The sequence below is a fragment of the Amycolatopsis sp. NPDC039088 genome, assembly GCF_055598845.1.
The window spans coordinates 325,412-346,264 of the sequence record NZ_JBVKAE010000002.1; the positions used below are offsets into that span (position 1 = coordinate 325,412).

The following is a 20,853-nucleotide window of genomic DNA, read 5'->3' on the forward strand; positions in this document are numbered from 1 at the left end:
AACTTACCTCTGGTCAGAAGAGGTGGCCGGGGTTACAGTCGTAGGTGTGACTGCCAGTAACACCACCACTGAAGACGCCTTCGACTACGACGTGATCGTCGTCGGCTCCGGGTTCGGCGGCAGTGTCGCTGCCCTCCGCCTGACCGAAAAGGGCTACCGCGTAGCCGTCATCGAGGCGGGCCGACGCTTCGCCGATGACGAGTTCGCGAAGACGTCCTGGGACCTTCGCCGCTACGTCTGGGCGCCCCAGGTCGGCTGCTTCGGCATCCAGCGCATCCACATGCTCAAGGACGTCATGGTGCTCGCCGGCGCGGGCGTCGGCGGCGGCTCGCTGGTGTACGCGAACACGCTGTACCGCCCGCTGAAGCCGTTCTACGTCGACCCGCAGTGGTCCCACATCACCGACTGGGAGTCCGAACTCGGCCCGCACTACGACCAGGCCAGCCGCATGCTGGGCGTCGTCACCAACCCGAGCGTCACGCCGTCGGACGTCGTGATGAAGGGGGTCGCCGAGGACATGGGCGTCGCCGACTCGTATCACCCGACGCCGGTCGGCGTGTACTTCGGCAAGCCGGGGGAGCGCGCCGAGGACCCGTACTTCGGCGGCGCGGGTCCAGCGCGCACTGGCTGCACCGAATGCGGCGCCTGCATGACCGGCTGCCGTGTCGGCGCCAAGAACACGCTGGTCAAGAACTACCTCTACCTCGCGGAGAAGGACGGCGCGAAGGTCATCCCTCTCACCACCGTGAGCGCGATTAGCCCGCTAAACGCAGGTGGGTACGAGGTGAGCGTCAAGAAGACCGGGACCACCTCGCGCAGGTTCCGCCACAAGCTCACCGCCGCGCAGGTGGTGCTCGCCGCCGGGACGTGGGGCACGCAGAACCTGCTCCACGGCATGCGCGACACCGCCAAGCTGCCGAAGCTCTCGCCGCGGCTCGGCGAACTGACCCGCACCAACTCCGAGGCCATCATCGGCGCCGCCCGCACGTCGGTGGACGAGGAGCGGAACTTCAGCCGCGGCGTCGCGATCACGTCGTCGATCCACCCCGACGAGAACACGCATATCGAGCCCGTCCGTTACGGCAAGGGCAGCAACGCGATGAGCCTGCTGCAGACCATCGCCACCGAAGGCGACTCGGCGGTCCCGCGCTGGCGCCAAGCGGTCGACTTCATGGTCAAGCACCCGGTCCAGACCGTGAAGCTGCTCAACGGCTACCGCTGGAGCGAGCGCACGGTGATCCTGCTGGTCATGCAGAGCCTCGACAACTCCATCACCACCTACACCAAACGCGGCCTCTTCGGCCGCCGCAAGTACACCTCGAAACAGGGACACGGCGAGCCGAACCCCAGCTTCATCCCCGCCGGGCACGAGGCCAACCTCCGCACCGCCGAACGTATCGGCGGCATGGCGGGCGGCACCTGGGGCGAGATCTTCGACATCCCGCTCACCGCGCACTTCATCGGCGGCGCCCCGATCGGCACGGCGCCGGACAACGGCGTGATCGACCCGTATCACCGGGTCTTCAACTACCCCGGTTTGTCCATTGTGGATGGATCGGCGATCACCGCCAACCTGGGCGTGAACCCCTCGCTGACCATCACCGCCCAGGCCGAGCGGGCGTTCTCGCTGTGGCCGAACAAGGGCGAACAGGACAGCAGGCCGCCGCAGGACTCGCCGTACGTGCGGCTAGAGCCGATCTCGCCGAAGAATCCGGCTGTTCCGGCGGACGCGCCCGCGGCGCTGCGGCGGTAAGTTGGGGGCGTGACCGCATCCGATCGCGTAACCGCTCTGCTGGCCCGGGTCCGCTCTCTGCACGACGAGTGGGCGAACCTTGCTCGCGGGCTCGACGACGACACCGTTCACGCCCCCAGCGCCTTGCCCGGCTGGACCCGGGCACACCTGCTGTCCCATGTCGCGCGGAACGCCGATGGCCTCGGCAATCTGCTGAAGTGGGCGAAAACCGGCGTCGAGACCCCGATGTACGCCACGGCCACGGCGCGCGAGGAGGGCATCGAGGCGGGCGCGAGCCGGAGTGTCGCGGAGATCGCCGCCGATGTCGTGGACTCGGGTGACCGGTTCGCGGACCTGGCCGCGTCCCTGCCGGACGAGGCATGGGCGGCGCAACTGCGTGATCGGCTGGGCAGGCCGATCACGGGGGAAGGCGTGCTGCGCAAGCGGCTGTCCGAAGCCTCGATCCACCTGGCCGACCTGGACCTCGGCTACGACTTCGGCCGGGTCGCCGAACTGCTCGGCCCAGAGTTCGAAGTCGTCGTGAGCGGCGCGATCGGGTCGTACGGCGGCGAGTTGCCCTCCGTTCTCCTGGTCGCCGTCGGCTCCGACGGGACCCGGCACGAATGGCGAATGGGCGCTGGAGAGCCGGTGACGCTCACCGGGACTCCTGGCGAAGTCTTGGCGTGGATCACCGGTCGCGGCGATGGATCCACTTTGGACGGTGTCGCGCCGCCGCTCCCGCATTGGCTGTGACGACACCGTCCAAAATGTACTGAATCAGCTCCGGAACGAGTCGACGCCGAACTGCTTGGCGATGTCGTCCAGCATGGCCTGCGCACCCTGGAGGCTCACCGAGGTGAACCACGTCGTGTCGTTGACGTCGATCACCTTTCCCTTGAGGGTTCCCCAAAGCGGGTTCGACTGGAACTTCGTCTTGGGGCTTTCGGCCTGCTTGCTCTCATCTGCGTAACTGGCGACGAAGATCGCTTCCGCGTCGAGCTTCCCGATGTCTTCCTGGCTCAGGTCGTTGGAGATCTTCGTCTTGTTGTCCGGCTGACCGGCCGGCCGCTGGAGACCGGTGTCGGCCATCACGGTTCCGGGGAACGAAGCGCTGCTGTAGAGCCGCACGGTCGGTTCGCCTTCGACGAAGCGGACGACGGAGACGGCGGCGGGCTTGCCGAGCTTGGCCTTGATCGCGTCACCGACCTTGCGGGCACGCTCCTCGTAGGCCTTGATCTTCTGCTCCGCCAAGGCTTCCTTGCCCAGCGCCTTGCCGAGCATCCGGATGTTGTCCTTCCAGGTGGCGCCGGTGGTCTGGCTGAACACCGTCGGCGCGACCTTGCTGAACTCCGCGTAGAACTTCTCGTGGCGCACCTTCGCGGACACGATCAGATCCGGCTTGATGTCGTACAGCTGCTCGATGTCCGGGCTCTCGAGCGCGCCGATCTCCTTGGCGCCCTCGGCGTATTTGCGGTCGTCGCCCAAATAGTCGGGCAGCTTGTCGTAATTGCGATATTTGGTGTACGCCACGACTTTCGTCTCGAGAGCCAGCGTGGCGTCGACGTAGCTCGAATCGAGCGCCGCGACCGTGGTGGGCTGCTTCTCGATCTTGGCCGACCCCATCACATGTTCGACGGTGCGCGGGAATCCATTTTGGCCGGTGCCGGTGGAAGAGGATTCCTGTTCGCCGCCACCGCAGGCGGAGAGTGCCAGGCAAGCGGTCACGGCGAGGGCGAGGACTGCGCGCCGGGGTGGGGTCATGGGTCACTCTTTCTGTGCGGTTAGGCTTTCCTAACCGGAGCATAGGATGGCGGATGTCCACAGTGGAAGTTCGTGTTGGGAAGGCGACAGCGGGAGCGCTGCTCCTCGCACTTTTGGCTGTGATCTGTGTCGCCAGCATCGCGCTCGGTGCGCGATCGATTCCCCTCGGTGTGGTTTGGGACGCCGTCGTCCATCCCACCGGAGCACCGGATCATTTGATCGTCCGTTCCTTACGCGTTCCGCGCACGCTGCTCGGTGTGCTGGCGGGGCTCGCGCTCGGCGCGGCCGGAGCGCTCATGCAGGGCCACACCCGTAACCCGCTGGCCGATCCCGGCCTGCTCGGCGTCACCCAGGGCGCGGCGTTCGCGGTCGTGCTCGCCGTGGTCGTGTTCGGTATCGACGACCTGTACGCGTTCATCTGGTTCGGTTTCGCGGGCGCACTCGTCGCGAGCGCCGTGGTGTTCCTGCTCGGCGCGGTCGGCGGGCGCGGCGCCACCCCGGTGACGCTCGCGCTGGCCGGGGCCGCGGTGAGCGCGCTGCTCAACGGCGTCATCTCCGCCATCGTGCTCGGCGACGACCGCGGGATGGAGACCTACCGGTTCTGGCACGTCGGCTCGATCGCCGGCCGCGACCCCGCGATGATCGGCCAGATCGCGCCGTTCGTGGCAGTAGGCCTGCTACTCGCGGTCATCAACACCCCGGGGATGAACACGCTGGCGCTCGGCGACGACGTCGCTGTCGCGCTCGGACGGCGGGTCGGGCGGACGCGGCTGCTCGGGGTCGCCGCCATCACCCTGCTGACCGGTGCCGCCGTCGCGGCCTGCGGGCCGATCGCGTTCCTCGGCCTGCTGGTCCCGCATTTCGCGCGGGCGATCAGCGGACCCGACTACCGCTGGCTGGTGCCGTTCTCGGCGGTGCTCGGGGCGATCCTGCTGCTGGCCGCCGATCTGCTCGGCCGCGTCGTCGCGTCGGACAGCCTGGAAGTCGGCATCATGCTCGCGGTGCTCGGGGTGCCGGTGTTCGTCCACTTGGTCCGCAAGAAGGGCTTGGCACGGATATGACGGCACCCAAGGTGATCACGTTCGGTCGCGCGGCCTGGCCGGTCCGGCCGAGGACGCTCGCCGTCGTGCTCCTCGCGGCGGTCGCGCTCGTGCTGGTCGCGGCGCTGAACATCGGCATCGGCACCTCCCACATCGGCCTCGTCGACGTGCTGAAGACGCTGTTCGGCGGCGGCACCGCGCGGGAACGCGGGATCATCTTCGACCTGCGGATGCCGCGCACGCTGACCGGTCTCGGCGTCGGCGCGGCCCTCGGCCTTTCCGGCGCGCTGTTCCAGACCATCGCCAGGAACCCGCTGGCCAGCCCGGACATCCTCGGGATCACCTGGGGCGCGGGCGTCGGCGCGGTCGGTGTCATCGTGGCCGGCGGCACCGGTGGCCAGGTCAGCGGACTGGCTGGCACGCTGGGCGTGCCACTCGCCGGACTGGCGGGCGGCGTGATCGCGGGCATCCTGCTGTACGCCCTTTCCTGGCGGCGCGGGATCGACGGCTACCGCCTGGTCCTGATCGGTATCGCGCTTTCCGCCGTCGGCTACAACCTCGTGTACTGGCTGCTGACCGTCGGAGACGTCGACAACGCGGCGCGGGCGACGACGTGGATCGTGGGCAGCCTCGCCGACGTCGGCTGGGAGTCGGTCGCCCCGGTCCTGCTCGCGCTGGCCGCACTCGCGCCGATCACGCTGATCGCCGGGCACACCATCGGCGGGCTCCAGTTCGGCGACGACACCGCGCGCGGCCTCGGCATCCGGGTCGACGCCGCCCGCGGGACGCTGCTGTTGCTCGCCGCGGCGCTGGCCGCCGTCGCCACCGCGGCCGCCGGGCCGATCACCTTCGTCGCCCTGGCCACTCCGCAGATCGCACTGCGGCTCGTCCGTTCGTCGCAGCCGCCGCTCGTCGGATCGATGGTCCTCGGCGCCCTGCTGACCGTGGGCGCGGACTTCGTCGTCCGGGTGACGCCGGGCCTGTCCGGGCTCCCCGTCGGCGTGCTGACGGCGATCCTCGGCGCGCCCTACCTGATCTTCTTGTTCGTCCGCAGCCGTAAGGAGGAGCGCGCGTGAACGCGAGACTGCGTGCCCGGGAACTGGAACTCGGCTACGGCGAAACACCCGTCGTGACCGGGCTCGACCTCGACGTCCTCGACGGGACCGTCACCGCGATCATCGGGCCCAACGGCTGCGGCAAATCGACGTTGCTGCGCGCGTTGGCGAGGTTGCTCAAACCACGTCAGGGCGCGGTCCTGCTCGACGGCGAGCGGATCGACAAACTGCCGACCCGTGAGGTCGCCAAGATCATCGGTCTGCTGCCGCAGACACCGTCCGCGCCCGAAGGACTGACCGTCTCGGACCTGGTCCGGCGGGGGCGCCATCCGCATCAGAGCTGGTACCGGCAGTGGTCCTCCTCCGATGACGAGGCGATCGAGCGGGCCCTGCGGCTGACCGGGATGGAAGAGCACGCCGGCCGGGTCGTCGATCAGCTGTCCGGTGGGCAGCGGCAGCGGGCGTGGATTTCGATGACGCTGGCACAGGAGACCGGGCTGCTCCTGCTCGACGAACCCATCACCTACCTCGACCTCGCGCACCAGATCGACGTGCTGGACCTGGTGTACCGGCTGCACGAAGAACGCGGGACCACGGTGGTGATGGTGCTGCACGACCTGAATCTCGCCGCCAGGTACGCGGACAAGCTGGTCGCGATGCGCGACGGCCGGATCGTCGCGCAGGGCCCGCCCGCCGACGTCCTCACCGAGCCGCTCCTCGACGAGATCTTCGGCTTGTCGGCGAAGGTCATGGAGGATCCGGTGTCCGGTACGCCGCTGGTCGTGCCGGTGAGCGCACACCTTCGGGCGTAGGGTCGCAACCTGCCCGCCTCACGGGCGTCTAACGGGCATGAAGCTGGAGAGAAGGGCGTTCCTCAAGCTCGCCGGCGCGACCGTGGCCGGGGCGGCCGCTTCGGCGTGCTCCGCGGCGCCTCCCACCCAAGCGCCCACTTCGGCTCCTGGCACGTCGTTGCCGCCGAGCACCAGCGTCACCCCGCCCGCCGGGCCGCCGGACTGGGCGGCGCTGCGGAAGCGAGTTTCGCTGTTGCTGCCGGGAGATTCCGGCTACGACAGCGCCAAACGGGTGTTCAATCCGGCTTTCGACGGCCTCAAGCCTGCCGCGATCGCGAAATGCACTCGGTCGGAGGACGTGCAGGCCGCTGTTTCCGCCGCGGCGAGGAGGGTGCAGATCGCGGCCCGGAGCGGCGGGCACAGCTACGCGGGATATTCCGTTCCCGACGGCGGGCTGATGCTCGACCTCGGCGGAATGTCCTCAGTGGACGTTCAGGGTGAGCAGGTCGTGATCGGCGCCGGCGCGAAACTCAAGGACGTCTACGCCACCCTCGGCGGCGCGGGGCGTTGCCTGCCCGCCGGTTCCTGTCCCAGCGTCGGTATCGCCGGGCTGACGCTCGGCGGCGGGATCGGGGTCCTCGCCCGAAAATACGGACTCACCTGCGATCACCTGGTGTCCGCACAAGTCGTTACGGCGGACGGAAAACTTCGAACCACTTCGGCGGACTCCGAGCCCGAGTTGTTCTGGGCGTTGCGTGGCGGGGGCGGCGGCAACTTCGGCGTCGTCACGTCGTTCACTTTCCGCACCGATCCGGCTCCCTCGGCCGTCACCGTGTTCTCGCTGAAGTTCCCGGCGGGAAGCGCGAACGATGTCCTCGCGCAGTGGCAGCGCTGGCTGCCCGAAGCGCCACCGGAGCTGTGGGCGAATGTCGTGCTGTCGGGTGGTTCCCCGGTCGGTGCGCGGGTTTCCGGTTGCTACGTAGGTGACTCCGCTTCCTTGAACACGGTGCTTTCGCGGCTGACCGACAAGAGCGGCGCGACGCAGACCATGAAGCAGCTCGACTATCTCGGTGCCATGAAGTACTTCTCCGGCAGCGAAAGCCGTCAGTCCTTTGTGGCCTCTTCGCGGATTTTGAGCGAGCCGGTGGATCCGGCGAAGCTGACTTTCGTCCTCAAAGGCAGGCGCGGAATGGACCTCCTGGTCGACGGTCTCGGCGGCGCCGTTGCCGACATCGCACCGGACGCCACCGCTTTCTGGCACCGGAAGGCGATCGGCAGCGTGCAGATCTACAGTCAGGCTGACACGCGCAATCGTTCCGTGGCAACGGATTCCGTCGCCGAGGTGGTGAACGGAATGGGGCTGGGCGGAGGCTACGTCAACTACATCGACCCTGCCCTGCCCGACTGGATGACGGCCTACTACGGCGACAACGCCACCCGGCTCAAGCAGGTGGCGAAGACCTACGACCCGGACAAGGTGTTCGGGTTCGCGCAGGCCGTCACCCCGGATTAAAGGTCGATGCCGGTGAAGACGGTGACCCGTTCCTCGGTGAGGTCGTGCATCGCGGCGAGTACGCCTTCCCGGCCGACACCCGATCCCTTGACGCCGCCATACGGCATCTGGTCCGCGCGGTAGGACGGGACGTCGCCGATGATCACGCCGCCGACTTCGAGTTCGGTCGACGCGTAGAAGGCGAGATGTACGTCGCGGGTGAACACTCCGGCCTGCAATCCGTACGCGGATTCGTTGACCGAAGCGAAAGCCTCGTCGACACCATCCACAATGGACACGGCCAGCACCGGGCCGAAGATCTCCTCCGCCCAGGCCTTTGTGGACGGTGGAACGTCGGTGAGCACGGTCGGCTCCACCGTCGCGCCGTCCCGCTTGCCGCCGGTGAGGATCTTCGCGCCCGCCGCGACGGCTTCGTCGATCCAAGCCACGATCCGCTCCGCGGCCGCCTCGTCGACGACCGGGCCGACGTCGGTGTTCTTGTCGTACGGGTCACCGCTCCGCTGGGCTTTCACGGCTTCCACCAGCGCGGGCACGAATTCCTCGGCGACCTCGCGTTCGACGATCACCCGCTGCACCGCGATGCACGACTGTCCGGCCTGATAGTTGCCGAAGGTCGCGATGCGCTCCGCCGCGCCTTCGGGATCCGGCCAGTCGCGCAGGACGACGGCCGCCGCGTTGCCGCCGAGTTCGAGCACGACGTGCTTGCGCGGCGCGGCGTCCGCCAGCGACCAGCCGACCGGGCCCGAACCGGTGAACGACACGACCGGCAGCCGAGGATCCGCGACCAGCGCCGAAGTCTCCTCATTGCCGAGCGGCAGCACCGAAAACGCGCCTTCCGGCAGATCGGTCTCAGCCAGGATCTCGCCGAGGATCAGCGCGGACAGCGGCGTACGCGGCGCGGGTTTGACGATGATCGGCGCGCCGACCGCGAGCGACGGGGCGACCTTGTGCGCCACGAGGTTCAGCGGGAAGTTGAACGGCGCGATGCCCAGCACCGGTCCGCGAGGGATGCGCCGGGTGAGCGCCAGCCTGCCTTCGCCCGCCGGGTCCGTGTCCAAACGCTGCAGGTCACCACTGAACCTGCGGGCCTCTTCGGCGGCGATCCGGAACACCGACACCGCGCGCCGCACCTCGGCGTCGGCCCACTTGAGCGGTTTCCCGTTCTCGGCAGTGATGACCTCGGAGATCTCCTCGGCACGGCCGGCGATGACCCGCGAAACGTGGTCGAGGGCCGCGGCGCGGCTGTGCGCCGAGGAACGCCGGAACTCCTTCGCGACGCTCACCGCCGCGCTCACCGCCCGTTCGACCTGCTCCGGGCCGGGCACCGCGACGGTCGCGACTTCGCTGCCGTCGTAGGGATGGTGCACGGTGAGCGTCGAAGCGCCCTGCTCGGCGCGGCCGGCGATCCAGGCGGGACGCGGCTCCGGGGTGATCATGTCCATAGGTGACAAGGTATTCCAGTCATGGCTTGACGAGCACCTTGAGCGCTTCGCGGTCGGCCATCGCGCGGTAGCCGTCGGGGACCTCTTCGAGTCCGATGGTCCGGTCGAACACCTTGCCCGGGTGGTACCTGCCCTCGACGACGTCGTCGAGCAACTCGGGGATGTAGTGGCGGGCCGGGGCGACGCCGCCGGTGACGGTGATGTTGCGGCGGAAGAGCGGCGGGCCGATCGGGCCCTCGTCGTACTGCGGCACGCCGACGCGGCTGATCTTGCCGCCGGGGCGCACAGCGCCGACGCCCATCTCGAAGGCGGCCTTCGTGCCGACGCATTCGAGGACGGTGTGCGTGCCTTCGCCGTTGGTCAGCTCTCGGACCTTCTCGATGCCTTCGTCGCCGCGCTCGGACACGACGTCTGTCGCGCCGAACTCGCGGCCGAGGTCCGTACGAGCCTGATGACGGCCCATCAGGATGATGCGTTCGGCGCCGAGGCGCTTCGCGGCGAGGACCGCGCAGAGCCCGACGGCGCCGTCGCCGATGACGGTGACAGTGGTGCGTTCGTTCACCCCGGCCTTGGTCGCGGCGTGATGTCCGGTCGGGAAGACGTCGGAGAGGGTGAGAAGCGACGCGAGCAGGTCGTCGTCCTCGGTGTGCGGCAGTTTCACGAGCGTGCCGTCGGCCTGCGGGACGCGGACGGCCTCGCCCTGGCCGGCGTCGACGCCCTTCGCGCCCCAGAAGCCTCCGTGCAGGCACGAGGTGTGGAGGCCTTCGCGGCAGAACTGGCAGGTGTTGTCGGAGTAGACGAAGGGCGCGACGACCAGGTCGCCGGTTTTGAGCGTGGTGACGTCGGAGCCGACGGCCTCGATGACGCCAAGGAACTCGTGACCGATCCGGACGCCGCGGTCGCGGGCGGGCATGCTGCCGTACGGCCAGAGGTCGCTGCCGCAGATGCACGAGCGGACCACGCGGAGAAGGGCGTCGGTGGGCTCGCTCAGTTTCGGGTCGGGGACGGTCTCGACGCGTACGTCGCCGGCCCCGTAGATGACAGTCGCTCGCAAGGCGGGTCCTTTCCTCGGCTGGGCCCAGTATGGGCGCGTCGCGTTTAGCCCGCTAAACGCGACGTGGCCGGGGAGCGCGTTTAGCGGGCTAAACGCGACGCGCGTAGAGGTCGCGGAGCAGGAGGATCTCGGCGCCGTGGTGGATGGCCTCCCGGTTGATGTGCAGGACGAGGGTCGCGAGCGGGTATTCGGAGTACGGGCCTTCGGCCGGGCCACACGGCCTCGCAAGGTCTTCGGCGTAGAGGCGGCGGACGCTGTCGCGCCAGTGTGCGTACGCGTCGTCGAGCTGCTTGAGCGCTTCGGCGGCGGTGCCCGCGTAGGGATGCGTCTCGTAGTCGGTGGGCGGGCCGTCGAAGTGCGACGCGTTCCGCATCGCGAGGACGCCGACGATGATGTGGGCGAGCCGCCAGGCGATCGTCGTCACCGGCGGGGGCGAGGGTTCCGGGTAGGCCCAGTCGATAGCAAAGCGGCCTTGCTCACCCGGCCGCACCGACCAGCAGCCCTCGACGGGCTCCCAGAGGTACTCGTCGTCGGTGAGGGCGTCCAGGCGAGGGCGAAGGTGCTGCCTCCAGTGCAGGTCGAGCTGCTCGGACAGTTCGCCGGTCCAGTCGATGCTCATGCCTTCGTACGGTAGGCGCGCTAGCGGTCAGCGACTGTCCTGAATCGTCTGGGGGTTGGCGGCGGGGTGACCGGGCCCACCTGGGACGATGGTGGGGAAGCGTGCTGCTCTGATCAGGAGGTCTCAGGTGCCCAGTCCCACCGGTCCGGTACTCGTCGTGGACTTCGGGGCGCAGTACGCGCAGCTGATCGCGCGCCGCGTACGTGAGGCCCAGGTCTACTCCGAAGTCGTCCCGCACACCGCCACCGCCGAGGACATCCTCGCGAAGGATCCGGCCGCCATCATCCTTTCCGGTGGTCCTTCCAGCGTGTACGCGGAGAACGCCCCCGCGCTCGCCCCCGGACTGGTCGACGCGGGCGTGCCGATCCTCGGGATCTGCTACGGCCACCAGGTGCTCGCGCAGGCGCTCGGCGGCACGGTCGAACCGACCGGCATCCGCGAGTTCGGCCGCACCGAGGTCCGCGTCGCCGGTGAGGGCGGCGTCCTGCACGCCGGCCTGCCGAACACCCAGCCCGCCTGGATGAGCCACAACGACAGCGTCACCAAGGCTCCCGAGGGTGCCACCGTCACCGCGTCGAGCGACGGCGCCGCGGTCGCCGGGTTCGAAGACGTCGAGCGCCGCTTCGCCGGTGTTCAGTACCACCCCGAGGTCCATCACTCGCCGCACGGCCAGGAGGTGCTTCGCCGCTTCCTGCACGACATCGCGGGTATCGAACCGCAGTGGACGACCTCGTCCATCGTCGACGAGCAGGTCACCCGCATCGCCGAGCAGGTCGGCGACGGCCGCGCGATCTGCGGGCTCTCCGGCGGTGTCGACTCCGCCGTGGCCGCCGCGCTGGTCCAGCGTGCCATCGGTGACCGGCTGACCTGCGTGTTCGTCGACCACGGGCTGCTGCGCTCCGGCGAGCGGACACAGGTCGAGCGCGATTTCGTCGCCGCCACCGGGGTCAACCTGGTCACCGTCGACGCCCGTGAGCGGTTCCTCGACGCGCTGGCCGGGGTCACCGACCCCGAGGAGAAGCGCAAGATCATCGGGCGCGAGTTCATCCGCGTGTTCGAGCAGGCCGAGCGCGATCTCAAGGCCAAGGGCGACTACAAGTTCCTGGTGCAGGGGACGCTGTACCCGGACGTCGTCGAATCCGGCGGCGGCGAGGGCGCGGCGAACATCAAGAGCCACCACAACGTCGGTGGGCTGCCCGACGACCTGCAGTTCGAACTCGTCGAGCCGCTGCGCCTGCTGTTCAAGGACGAGGTGCGCCGCGTCGGGCTGGAGCTCGGGCTGCCGGAGACGATCGTGCAGCGGCAGCCGTTCCCCGGGCCGGGGCTCGGCATCCGGATCATCGGCGCCGTCGACGCCGAGCGGCTTGAGACACTGCGCGCCGCCGACGCCATCGCGCGCGAGGAACTCACCGCGGCCGGGCTGGACAACGAGATCTGGCAATGCCCGGTGGTGCTGCTGGCCGACGTCCGCAGCGTCGGCGTCCAGGGCGACGGGCGGACCTACGGGCACCCGATCGTGCTGCGGCCGGTGTCGTCCGAGGACGCGATGACCGCGGACTGGACGCGGCTGCCCTACGAGGTGCTGGAGCGGATCTCGACCCGCATCACCAACGAGGTCGCCGAGGTGAACCGGGTGGTCCTGGACGTCACGTCCAAGCCGCCGGGCACCATCGAGTGGGAGTGATCCTTACCCCCTCCGAGTCGCGTTTAGCGGGCTAAACGCGATCCGCGTCGCCTGGGCACCTGGGCGAGGCGGAGCGACTTTCGCCCCCTAATCGCGATCCGGTGGGCCTCGGGCACCTGGGCGGCCGGAGCACGATTAGGGGGCTAAAGTCGCCTCCTGCCGCAGGTGGGCGCAAGGTGAAGGCCCCGGCGAGGGGCCGGGGCCTTCTGAGGGAGTGGTTCGTGAGCGGGGCCGCTAGCGGCGGCTCTTGCGCAACGACGCGGCGAGCAGCAGGACGCCGACGAAGATCGCCCCGCCCGCCATGACCCACCGGAAGTCGAACTGTGGGAGCCACGTGGAGCCGTCCGAGAGGACGTAACCCGACACCAGCAGCGTCGCGATCCCGACGATCAGGGTGAAGACGTCCACCCCGCGCTTGGCCGGTTGGGCCTGCGTGCTGTCGTACTTGTCGTAGTCGTACTCAGCCACGACGCACCTCCACGTTGCCGACACCGTTCTTGACCTGCAGGACGATCTTCTGGCCACTGTCGCCTGGCGCGGTGAAGTCGATCGCGTCCTCACCGACCCCCGAGCGGGTCTGACCGAGGCAGTCGACGTCCCCCGCCCCGGTCTCGCAGGTGACCTTCACCTCGGCACCCATCGGCACGAGCACCGTCGAGGTTCCAGCCCCACTGGTGACCTTCGTGGTCACCGTCGTCCCCGCGGGCAGCTTGGTCAGGTCGAGGTCGATGTCCCCGGCCGAACGGTGGTACTCGGGCAGCACCTCGGACACCTGGCTCGGCGTCACGCTCAGGTCGCCCATACCGCCCTTCACGGAGAAGTTCTCGAACGGCACCGTGGTCAGCGCCATCCCGACGATCGCCAGCGGCACCGCCAGCCCGATCAGCCCGCGACCGCCCCGTACGAACGAACCGGCCACCAGTCCGATGCCGACCACGCCGAGGGCGAGCCCGACGACGTGCTGCATCGTGAACCACGCCTCGCCGTCCAGAGCGAGGACAGTGCCGACCCCGGCCACCAGCACGGCGACCCCGAACGTCGCCGCGCCGATCTTCGACTTCCGGCCGCGAGGCGCCGGCGGCGCGGGAGGCGGCGGAGGGGTCTGCGGCGGCAGGCCCCCGCCACCGAACGACGACGCGTTCGGCAGGTCCCAAGCGGACGGGTCGGCCGCGAGCGGGTCCCAGCCGCCCTCTGTCGCCGTCGAAGTGGAGGCCGACGACGCCGACGCCATCGAGAACGCGGCGGTCGGATACGCCGGAGCGGGCATCACCGGCCGGTTGAACTGCCCGCGATTGCGGTGCAGCAGGTACAGCGCGACGGCGACCAGCGCGAAACCGATCAACCCCGTGCCGTCGGTCATCCAGCCGCCGCTCAGGGTCCAGGTGAGACCGGGGAACAGCAGGATCAGCAGCAGCACCGCGAACGCCGGCGAACTCGACGCGCGGCCACGGCCGATCAGGCCCTCGAACGCGGAAACGCGGTCGCCCTCCTGCGGCAGGAACAGCCAGCCCAGCAGATAGACGAAGACGCCGAAGCCGCCGAACACGGTCGCGGCGACCAGCGCGACGCGGACCACGGTCGGGTCGATGCCGTACCGGTAGCCGATCCCGGCCGCGACGCCGGCGAACTTACGGCCGTGCACCGGGCGAACCGGCCTGCTCCGCCAGAAATCCTTGACGGTCTCCTCGAAGCCGGCCGCGGGGCCGCCCTTCGGCGTATGTGTCTCACTCCCACTCATGCCACAAAGAATGCGCCCCGGTGGCCACCCGACACATCCGGGAAGGTCCCTGAGGTTTCCCCAGCGGGAAGAGTCAGGGGTTTCCCCGATGGATCAGTACCTCCTGGCGTGTGACCATGGAGAACGTGCAGGAATCCGCCCCCAACGACCTCGCCGGGCAGGCGAAACCGACGCTCATCGAGCGCCCTCCGGTGCCGGTGCCCGGCAGTCTGCCCTTGACGCAGTTCGAACCGCCCAAGATGTATCGCCGCCGGTCCGGCCGTGCCATCGCGGGTGTCGCGGGCGGGCTCGCCGATCACCTCGGCGTCAAGGTGCTCTGGGTCCGGACGGCGTTCGCGTTGCTGTCCGCGATGAACGGCGTCGGCCTGCTCGCCTACGGCCTGCTGTGGGTCTTCATCCAGCAACAGTCCGGCGAGGTCGCGCCGGAGAAGTCCGCCCCGAAGGAAAAGCAGCAGGCTTTCGGCCTGATGGCGCTCGGGGTCGGTCTTGCCGTCGCCAGCGGCACGCTGACCGGGCTGATCAGCGGCTGGCTCGCGATCCCCCTCGCGCTGGCCATGATCGGTGCGGCGGTCGTCTGGCGTGAGGCCGACGAGTCGCAGCGACGCCGCTGGCGTCTCGGGGCGAAGGACAGTGTCGCCGGGGCGTTCCTCGGCGGCGGGGGCTGGTCGGCCGCGATCCGCGTCGTCGCCGGTGTCGCGCTGGTGATGACCGGGATCGGCGTCGTTGTCCTGCAGAGCGGCAGTATGGAGCAGGTCAAGTTCGCGCTGGTCGCGGTGATCGCGACGCTGTTCGGCGTCGCCGTGCTGACCGTCCCGTTCTGGTTGCGCCTGGTCCGCGACCTGTCCGACGAGCGCACCGCCCGCGTCCGCACCGACGAACGCGCCGAGATCGCCGCGCATCTGCACGACTCGGTCCTGCAGACCCTCGCCCTGATCCAGAAGCAGGCGGAAGCACCGCGAGAGGTCGCCAGGCTCGCTCGCGGTCAGGAACGCGAGCTGCGCGCCTGGCTGTACGGGCCGACGGGGTACGGCAAGAGCCAGAAGACCGAAGAGGATGCGATCAGCGGGCAGTTGTCCGAGGTGCTCGCGGCCGCGTGCGGCGAGGTCGAGGACACGTTCGCGATTTCGGTTCAGCAGGTCGTGGTGGGGGAAGCCACGCTGAACGAACCGTTGACCGCGCTGGTGCAGGCGGCGCGCGAAGCGATCGTCAACGCCGCCAAGCACGCGGGTGTCGACGAGGTCAGCGTGTACGCCGAGGTCGAGCCGACAGCGGTGACCGTTTTCGTGCGCGACCGGGGCAAGGGATTCGATCCCGACGTCGTCCCGGCCGACCGGCACGGACTCGCGGATTCCATCCGGGGGCGGATGGAGCGGCACGGGGGCAAGTGCAAACTGCGTACCGCGCCGGGTGAAGGAACCGAAGTCCAGCTGGAGATGCCGGTCAAGGCGGGGAAGGGCGCGGCGTGAGGTCGCTATGCTCACGGGACAGGGCGAGCGAGGGAGCATCGTGACGGAGAACCAGCAGACGCGGGAGCCGGTCAAGGTCTTCCTCGTCGACGACCACGCGCTTTTCCGCGCGGGTGTGCGTACCGAACTGGATTCGATCACCGACGACGTGCGCGTGGTCGGCGAGGCAGGCTCGGTGGCCGACGCGGTCGCGGGGATCGCGCGGACCAAACCGCAGGTCGTGTTGCTCGACGTGCACATGCCGGACGGTGGCGGCGCGGAGGTGCTCCGCCGGGTCCGTCCGGAACTGCCCGATGTCGTGTTCCTCGCGCTGTCGGTCTCCGACGCCGCGGAGGACGTGATCGCCGTGATCCGCGCCGGGGCGCGTGGCTATGTCACGAAGACGATCTCGTCGAAGGAACTCGTGCGCGCGGTCGTGCGGGTTTCCGACGGCGACGCGGTGTTCTCGCCGCGGCTGGCCGGGTTCGTGCTCGACGCGTTCGCCGACCGGCCGGGTTCCGCGCCGATCAGCGACCCGGACCTCGACCTGCTGACACCGCGGGAACGTGACGTGCTGCGGCTGCTCGCGCGCGGGTACGCGTACAAGGAAATCGCGTCCGAGCTGTTCATCTCGGTGAAGACCGTCGAGACGCATGTGTCGAGCGTTCTGCGGAAGACGCAGCTTTCGAACCGGTACGAGCTCTCGCGCTGGGCTTCCGACCGGCGTCTCGTCTAGATGGCGCACGTCCTCATCGGCCTGGTGGCCGTGTTCTTCCTGGGGATGGGGCTACTCGGGCTCGTCGCGCCGCGCCGGTTGATCCGGCCCTTCGGCATCACGCTGGAGTCCGCGACCGCGCGGACCGAGGTGCGCGCGGTTTACGGCGGCTTCGGCGTGGCGATCGCCGTGCTGCTCGGTTTCGCGGCTTTCGACGTCGGCGGGATCCAGCGGGGCGTCGCGATCGCGGTGGCCGTCGCACTCGTCGGGATGGCTTTCGGGCGGCTGGTCGCGCGGTTCGCGGAGCGGCCGGAGCGGTTCTATCCCAGCTGGCTCTACTTCTGGGTCGAGCTGGTCATGGCCGCCCTGCTCGTCGTCTCCGTCCTCTGACGCCGCGTCGCCTTTAGCGGGCTAAACGCGATGCGGTGAGCCCCCAGGCCCCACCGCACCGCGTCGCGTTCAGCCCGCTAAACGCGGGTCGTCACGGCGTCGTCTCCCCGGCGGTGGCGAGGGGGCGCTCCGCCACCGGGGCGGTAGCAAAGGTCCCCCGCTCCCTCGGGCGGAGCCGGGTCAGCGCGACGCCGCCCAGCACGACGACCATCCCGGCGATCACCCGGAAGTTCAGCGACTCGGCCAGGAACACCGCCCCCAGCAGCACCGACACCACCGGCAGCAGATACCCGACGATCGAAGCCGCGACGGCGCCTTCGCTCGCGAGGAGCTGGTAGTTCAGCGCGAACGCGATACCGGTCGACCCGATCCCGAGCACCACGATCGCGACGACCGCGCCGGCGCTCAGGTGCACCGGCTCGAATCCGCCCATCGGCATCGCCAGCAGCAGGAACCCGGTCGCCAGCAGCATCTGCCCACCGGCCAGTGACATCGGCGAGTCGCCGGTCCCGGTCAGGTGCTTGCCCTCGTAGACGAACGCGAACCCGTAGCTCGCGGCCGCCGCGAGGCAGGCCAGCGCGCCCCAGCTGAGCAGGCCGGATGCCTCCCACGGCGCGAAGATCAGCAAAATCCCGGCGAGCCCCGCGACAAGCCCGGCGACGCGGACCGCGGTCATTTTCGTCCGCGCGCCCAGCATCGGCGCGGCGACCAGCACCCACAACGGCGTCGTCGCGTTCAGGACCCCCGTGATCCCCGAATCGACGGTCAGCTCGCCCCAGGCGAACAGCAGGAACGGCAGCGCGTTGTGGAAGAACGCCGCGACCGCCAGATGTCCCCAGATCCGCCGTCCCGACGGCAGCCGGTCCCGGCCGAGGTAGCAGAGCCCGATCAGCACGGCCGCCCCCAGCGCCACCCGCGCCAGCACCAGCTGTACCGGGGAGAACGCCTCCAGCCCCAGTTTGATCCAGAAGAAACTCGATCCCCACATGAGCGCCAGCGCGCCGATCCGCAGCAGGGTCTTGGTCTCGCCCACCCCAGTCCTCCTTCGTGCCTGGCCCAGCTTCGCCGCGCCGACGCGTAAGGACAAGCGAAAATAACTGCAGGGAGGCTTAAGAAGAACTGTAAGATCCGACCATGCTGGACGTACGCCGTATGCAGGTCCTCCGAGCCGTGATCAGCAGTGGTTCGATCACCGCCGCCGCCCGGAATCTCGGCTACACACCTTCCGCCATCAGCCAGCAGTTGTCCACCCTGGAACGGGAAGCGGGCGTCGAACTGCTGGAGCGCGTCGGCCGCGGTGTGCGGCCGACACCGGCCGGTTCGCTGCTGTCCGAACACGCGGAAACGCTGAGCACCCAGCTCGCCAAGGCCGAGGCCGCGCTCACCGAGCTCAAGGAAGGCCGCACCGGCAGGCTCGCGATCCGCTATTTCGCCACGGCCGGTGCCTCACTGGTCCCGTTGGCCGTCGCCGCGCTGCGCCGGGACTTCCCGGGCGTCCGCCTCGACCTGAAACTGGTCGAGCCCGACGATTCGATGCCCGAGATCGAGTCGGGCAAGGCGGACGTCGCGATGATCGTGCTTCCCAGCAGCACGCCCGTGGTCAAGGGCGTCGAGTACGTGCACCTTCTCGACGACCCGTACCGCGCGATCCTCCCGAAGAACCACCGGCTCGCCCGCAAACGCGTCCTCGACCTCGCCGAACTCGCGGAGGATCCCTGGGTCGGCGTCGACGGTCTCCCCGGTGCCTGCCGCGACATCCTGCTCGACGCCTGCGGCGCGGCCGGATTCGCCCCCAACCATGTCGTCGAATCCGAGGATTACCAGACGGCGCAAGGGTTTGTGGCCGCCGGGCTCGGCGTCGCGCTGATCCCGGAGCTCGGCCTCGGCGCCCCGCATCCCGGCGTCGCCATCCGCAAGGTCCGTCGTCCCGATCCGGTGCGTTCCATCCACGCCGCCGTCGCCGCGCACGCCAGGGAACACCCCGCGGTACGGCGGTTCCTCAGCGCGATCCGCGAAGGAGCCCTGACCGGACAGGCAGGCGGGAGTGATCAGGTGGGCAGGAAAACCGGCTGAGCTTGAACAGCCGTATCGGCGGTCGACAGCCTGGCGGGGAAGCCCCATTCCCGCCAGAGAAAGGACCTCCGTGCGTCCCCTGATCGTCCTGCACGGCTCTTGGCACCAGCCCGCCCATTTCGACGACGTCGTCGAGCGCCTGCGCCGGGAGGGCGCCGACGTCACCGTTCCCGACCTCGGCGCCCTTCCGATCGCCGAAACCACCCGGATCGTCCAGGAGATCGTCGACCAAGCGGCCGAGCCGCCGGTGGTGCTGGCGCATTCCTTCGGCGGCCTGACCGCCAGCGGGCTTCAGGGGGCCTCGCACTTGATCTACCTGGCCGCGATCGTCAGCGAGCCGGGGGAAACCGCGCAGTACTGGATCGAGCGAGCCAAAGAGGAGACCGGTCGCGAACCCGCCCAGGTCCCCTTGATCTTCGATGCCGCGGGCCTGACCCATCTCGACCTCGCCGCCGTCCGCGAGGCCATGTACGCCGACTGCACGGACGCCGTCGCCGAGCGCGCCACGGCGTTGCTGCGGCCGGAGCCCGTCACGATCTTCGACGAATCGCCGGAGGGCGCGGCGTGGAAGGACACCCCGACCACCTACATCACCTGCACCGAAGACCGGGCGCTCGTCCCGGAAATGGTCGTCCACTACGCCGCACGCTGCGACACGACGGTGACTTGGCGGGCGAGTCACAGCCCGTACCTCAGCCGTCCCGTCGAACTGGTGACGCTGGTCCGTGAGCGGTTGTAGCTAGATCAGGAACAGTTCCGCGAACAGCACCCCGATGAGGATCGCCGCGACCACCGCACCCGCGGTGATCAGCCACTTCCGGGTGTCCGGCGACTTCGTCGCGGCCGACGCCGGGCCGGGCTGGTACTGCTGCTGCGGCGGCGGCGCGTACTGCTGCGGCGCTTGATACTGCGGAGGCTGCTGCTGGGTGAACTGCGGGACCGGCTGCTGCGGCGCCTGCGGCATCGGCACCGGCATCGAAGCGGGCACCGTGGGCATGGCGGGCGCCGTCGGCGGGATGAACGCCGTCTGCCGCCCTTCGGTGATCGCGCCCAGCGAACGGACCGTGTCGGCCATCGTCGGCCGTGCGCTCGGCTCGGCCCGCAGCATCTTGCGCAGCGCGCCCGCCAGCGGACCGGCGGTCTGCGGCGGCCGCTCCGAAGACTCGCCGTCCTCGCCGAACGGCGGCACCCCTTCGACTGCGGTGTACAGCGTCGCGCCCAGCGAGAACACGTCGGACGCCGAGGTCGCCGGTTCGCCGCGCGCCACCTCGGGCGCCCGGTACGCCGGACTCGCCCCGCCACCGGTGATGCCGATGTCGGTGAGCTTCACGCCGCCGTCGTCGGCCAGCAGGACCGTGCCCGGCTCGACCGTCCGGTGCACCACCCCGGCCTCGTGCATCGCGGCCAGCGCGCGGCCGAGCATGATGCCCAGCGCGGCGGCCTGTTCCGCGGTCAGCCTGCCGTGTTCGGCCAGGAAGGTCGCCATCCCGCGCGACGGGATGTACTCCATCACCAGCCACACGTCCGGACCGTCCGGCAGGACGTCGTACACCTTGATGGCGGTGGCGTGCTCGAACTTGGCCGCGTCCTTGCCCTCTTGGATGACGACGGCCTTGGCCTGCTCCGCCCGGTCCGGCGGAAGGCCGACGGGCAGATACATGCGCTTCATCGCGACCGTGCGCAGCAGCCGCGTGTCGAACGCCAGCCAGACGATGCCCGCCCGGCCGCGCCCGATGGGCTGGTCCAGGCGGTATCGGCCACCGACGATGGAACCTTCGGAACTCAATTGCAGCCTCGGATC

At 69.4% G+C, this 20,853-nt stretch carries 20 protein-coding genes; 12 read left to right on the forward strand and 8 right to left on the reverse strand.

Annotated features, from left to right (window positions below):
* The first annotated feature begins 46 nt into the window (after positions 1–46).
* Together ACZ7KI_RS03925 and ACZ7KI_RS03930 are read left to right on the forward strand one after the other, a co-directional pair.
* The gene (locus tag ACZ7KI_RS03925) at positions 47–1,753 is read left to right on the forward strand and encodes a GMC oxidoreductase (RefSeq protein ID WP_470271688.1); all 1,707 of its coding nucleotides are present in this window, start codon (positions 47–49) and stop codon (positions 1,751–1,753) included.
* Positions 1,754–1,762: 9 nt separating this feature from the next.
* Positions 1,763–2,485 (forward strand): maleylpyruvate isomerase N-terminal domain-containing protein, encoded by a 723-nt coding sequence (locus tag ACZ7KI_RS03930; RefSeq protein WP_470271689.1) that lies wholly within the window; start codon positions 1,763–1,765, stop codon positions 2,483–2,485.
* A 24-nt stretch (positions 2,486–2,509) separates the two neighbouring features.
* Here the strand turns inward: ACZ7KI_RS03930 and ACZ7KI_RS03935 are convergent, their stop codons facing one another.
* A complete protein-coding gene (locus tag ACZ7KI_RS03935; RefSeq protein ID WP_470271690.1) occupies positions 2,510–3,493 on the reverse strand; it encodes an ABC transporter substrate-binding protein in 984 nt (327 codons plus the stop codon).
* Between the two features lie 53 nt (positions 3,494–3,546).
* Between ACZ7KI_RS03935 and ACZ7KI_RS03940 the strand changes: the two genes are divergently transcribed.
* From ACZ7KI_RS03940 to ACZ7KI_RS03955, 4 genes are read left to right on the forward strand one after another with little or no spacing between them, the layout of a single operon-like run.
* A complete protein-coding gene (locus ACZ7KI_RS03940; protein ID WP_470271691.1) occupies positions 3,547–4,554 on the forward strand; it encodes a FecCD family ABC transporter permease in 1,008 nt (335 codons plus the stop codon).
* Positions 4,551–5,609 carry a FecCD family ABC transporter permease gene (locus ACZ7KI_RS03945; protein ID WP_470271692.1) on the forward strand — a complete coding sequence of 353 codons (1,059 nt, stop codon included), beginning with the start codon at positions 4,551–4,553 and terminating at the stop codon, positions 5,607–5,609. Before ACZ7KI_RS03940 ends, ACZ7KI_RS03945 begins: the two co-directional genes overlap by 4 nt.
* Entirely contained in the window at positions 5,606–6,400 is a 795-nt protein-coding gene (locus ACZ7KI_RS03950; RefSeq protein WP_470271693.1) for an ABC transporter ATP-binding protein, read from the forward strand. The genes ACZ7KI_RS03945 and ACZ7KI_RS03950 overlap by 4 nt, the downstream gene beginning before the upstream one ends.
* A 37-nt stretch (positions 6,401–6,437) precedes the next feature.
* Positions 6,438–7,892 (forward strand): FAD-binding oxidoreductase, encoded by a 1,455-nt coding sequence (locus ACZ7KI_RS03955; protein WP_470271694.1) that lies wholly within the window; start codon positions 6,438–6,440, stop codon positions 7,890–7,892.
* Here the strand turns inward: ACZ7KI_RS03955 and ACZ7KI_RS03960 are convergent.
* The 3 genes from ACZ7KI_RS03960 to ACZ7KI_RS03970 form a co-directional block, all read right to left on the reverse strand.
* Positions 7,889–9,334 carry an aldehyde dehydrogenase family protein gene (locus tag ACZ7KI_RS03960; RefSeq protein ID WP_470271695.1) on the reverse strand — a complete coding sequence of 482 codons (1,446 nt, stop codon included), beginning with the start codon at positions 9,332–9,334 and terminating at the stop codon, positions 7,889–7,891. The genes ACZ7KI_RS03955 and ACZ7KI_RS03960 overlap by 4 nt on opposite strands.
* Before the next feature lie 19 nt (positions 9,335–9,353).
* Entirely contained in the window at positions 9,354–10,388 is a 1,035-nt protein-coding gene (locus tag ACZ7KI_RS03965; protein ID WP_470271696.1) for a zinc-dependent alcohol dehydrogenase family protein, read from the reverse strand.
* An 88-nt stretch (positions 10,389–10,476) separates the two neighbouring features.
* Positions 10,477–11,007: a DinB family protein gene (locus ACZ7KI_RS03970; protein WP_470271697.1), complete on the reverse strand. Its 531-nt coding sequence runs from the start codon at positions 11,005–11,007 to the stop codon at positions 10,477–10,479.
* 127 nt (positions 11,008–11,134) lie between these two features.
* On the opposite strand from ACZ7KI_RS03970, the gene guaA reads away from it, so the two are divergent.
* The gene (guaA, locus tag ACZ7KI_RS03975; protein WP_470271698.1) at positions 11,135–12,691 is read left to right on the forward strand and encodes a glutamine-hydrolyzing GMP synthase; all 1,557 of its coding nucleotides are present in this window, start codon (positions 11,135–11,137) and stop codon (positions 12,689–12,691) included.
* Positions 12,692–12,925: 234 nt separating this feature from the next.
* Here guaA and ACZ7KI_RS03980 read toward each other — a convergent pair whose 3' ends face one another.
* Complete coding sequence (locus ACZ7KI_RS03980; protein WP_470271699.1) at positions 12,926–13,159, reverse strand: hypothetical protein; 234 nt, start codon at positions 13,157–13,159, stop codon at positions 12,926–12,928.
* A complete protein-coding gene (locus ACZ7KI_RS03985) occupies positions 13,152–14,429 on the reverse strand; it encodes a PspC domain-containing protein (protein WP_470271700.1) in 1,278 nt (425 codons plus the stop codon). Before ACZ7KI_RS03985 ends, ACZ7KI_RS03980 begins: the two co-directional genes overlap by 8 nt.
* A gap of 110 nt (positions 14,430–14,539) precedes the next feature.
* Here ACZ7KI_RS03985 and ACZ7KI_RS03990 point away from each other — a divergent pair, with 110 nt between their 5' ends.
* The 3 genes from ACZ7KI_RS03990 to ACZ7KI_RS04000 are packed head-to-tail and all read left to right on the forward strand — an operon-like array spanning position 14,540 to position 16,979.
* Positions 14,540–15,895 (forward strand): PspC domain-containing protein, encoded by a 1,356-nt coding sequence (locus ACZ7KI_RS03990; RefSeq protein WP_470271701.1) that lies wholly within the window; start codon positions 14,540–14,542, stop codon positions 15,893–15,895.
* A gap of 7 nt (positions 15,896–15,902) precedes the next feature.
* Complete coding sequence (locus tag ACZ7KI_RS03995; protein WP_470271702.1) at positions 15,903–16,610, forward strand: response regulator; 708 nt, start codon at positions 15,903–15,905, stop codon at positions 16,608–16,610.
* A complete protein-coding gene (locus ACZ7KI_RS04000; RefSeq protein ID WP_470271703.1) occupies positions 16,611–16,979 on the forward strand; it encodes a DUF4345 domain-containing protein in 369 nt (122 codons plus the stop codon).
* A 91-nt stretch (positions 16,980–17,070) separates the two neighbouring features.
* On the opposite strand, the gene ACZ7KI_RS04005 is transcribed toward ACZ7KI_RS04000, so the two are convergent.
* Positions 17,071–18,012, reverse strand: a complete 942-nt coding sequence (locus tag ACZ7KI_RS04005; protein WP_470271704.1) for a DMT family transporter — start codon at positions 18,010–18,012, stop codon at positions 17,071–17,073.
* A gap of 101 nt (positions 18,013–18,113) precedes the next feature.
* On the opposite strand from ACZ7KI_RS04005, the gene ACZ7KI_RS04010 reads away from it, so the two are divergent.
* Positions 18,114–19,052, forward strand: coding sequence for a LysR family transcriptional regulator (locus ACZ7KI_RS04010; protein WP_470271705.1), 939 nt, complete (start codon positions 18,114–18,116; stop codon positions 19,050–19,052).
* A 70-nt stretch (positions 19,053–19,122) separates the two neighbouring features.
* Entirely contained in the window at positions 19,123–19,791 is a 669-nt protein-coding gene (locus tag ACZ7KI_RS04015) for an alpha/beta fold hydrolase (protein ID WP_470271706.1), read from the forward strand.
* On the opposite strand, the gene ACZ7KI_RS04020 is transcribed toward ACZ7KI_RS04015, so the two are convergent.
* Positions 19,792–20,838 (reverse strand): serine/threonine-protein kinase, encoded by a 1,047-nt coding sequence (locus tag ACZ7KI_RS04020; protein ID WP_470271707.1) that lies wholly within the window; start codon positions 20,836–20,838, stop codon positions 19,792–19,794.
* Positions 20,839–20,853: the final 15 nt, after the last annotated feature.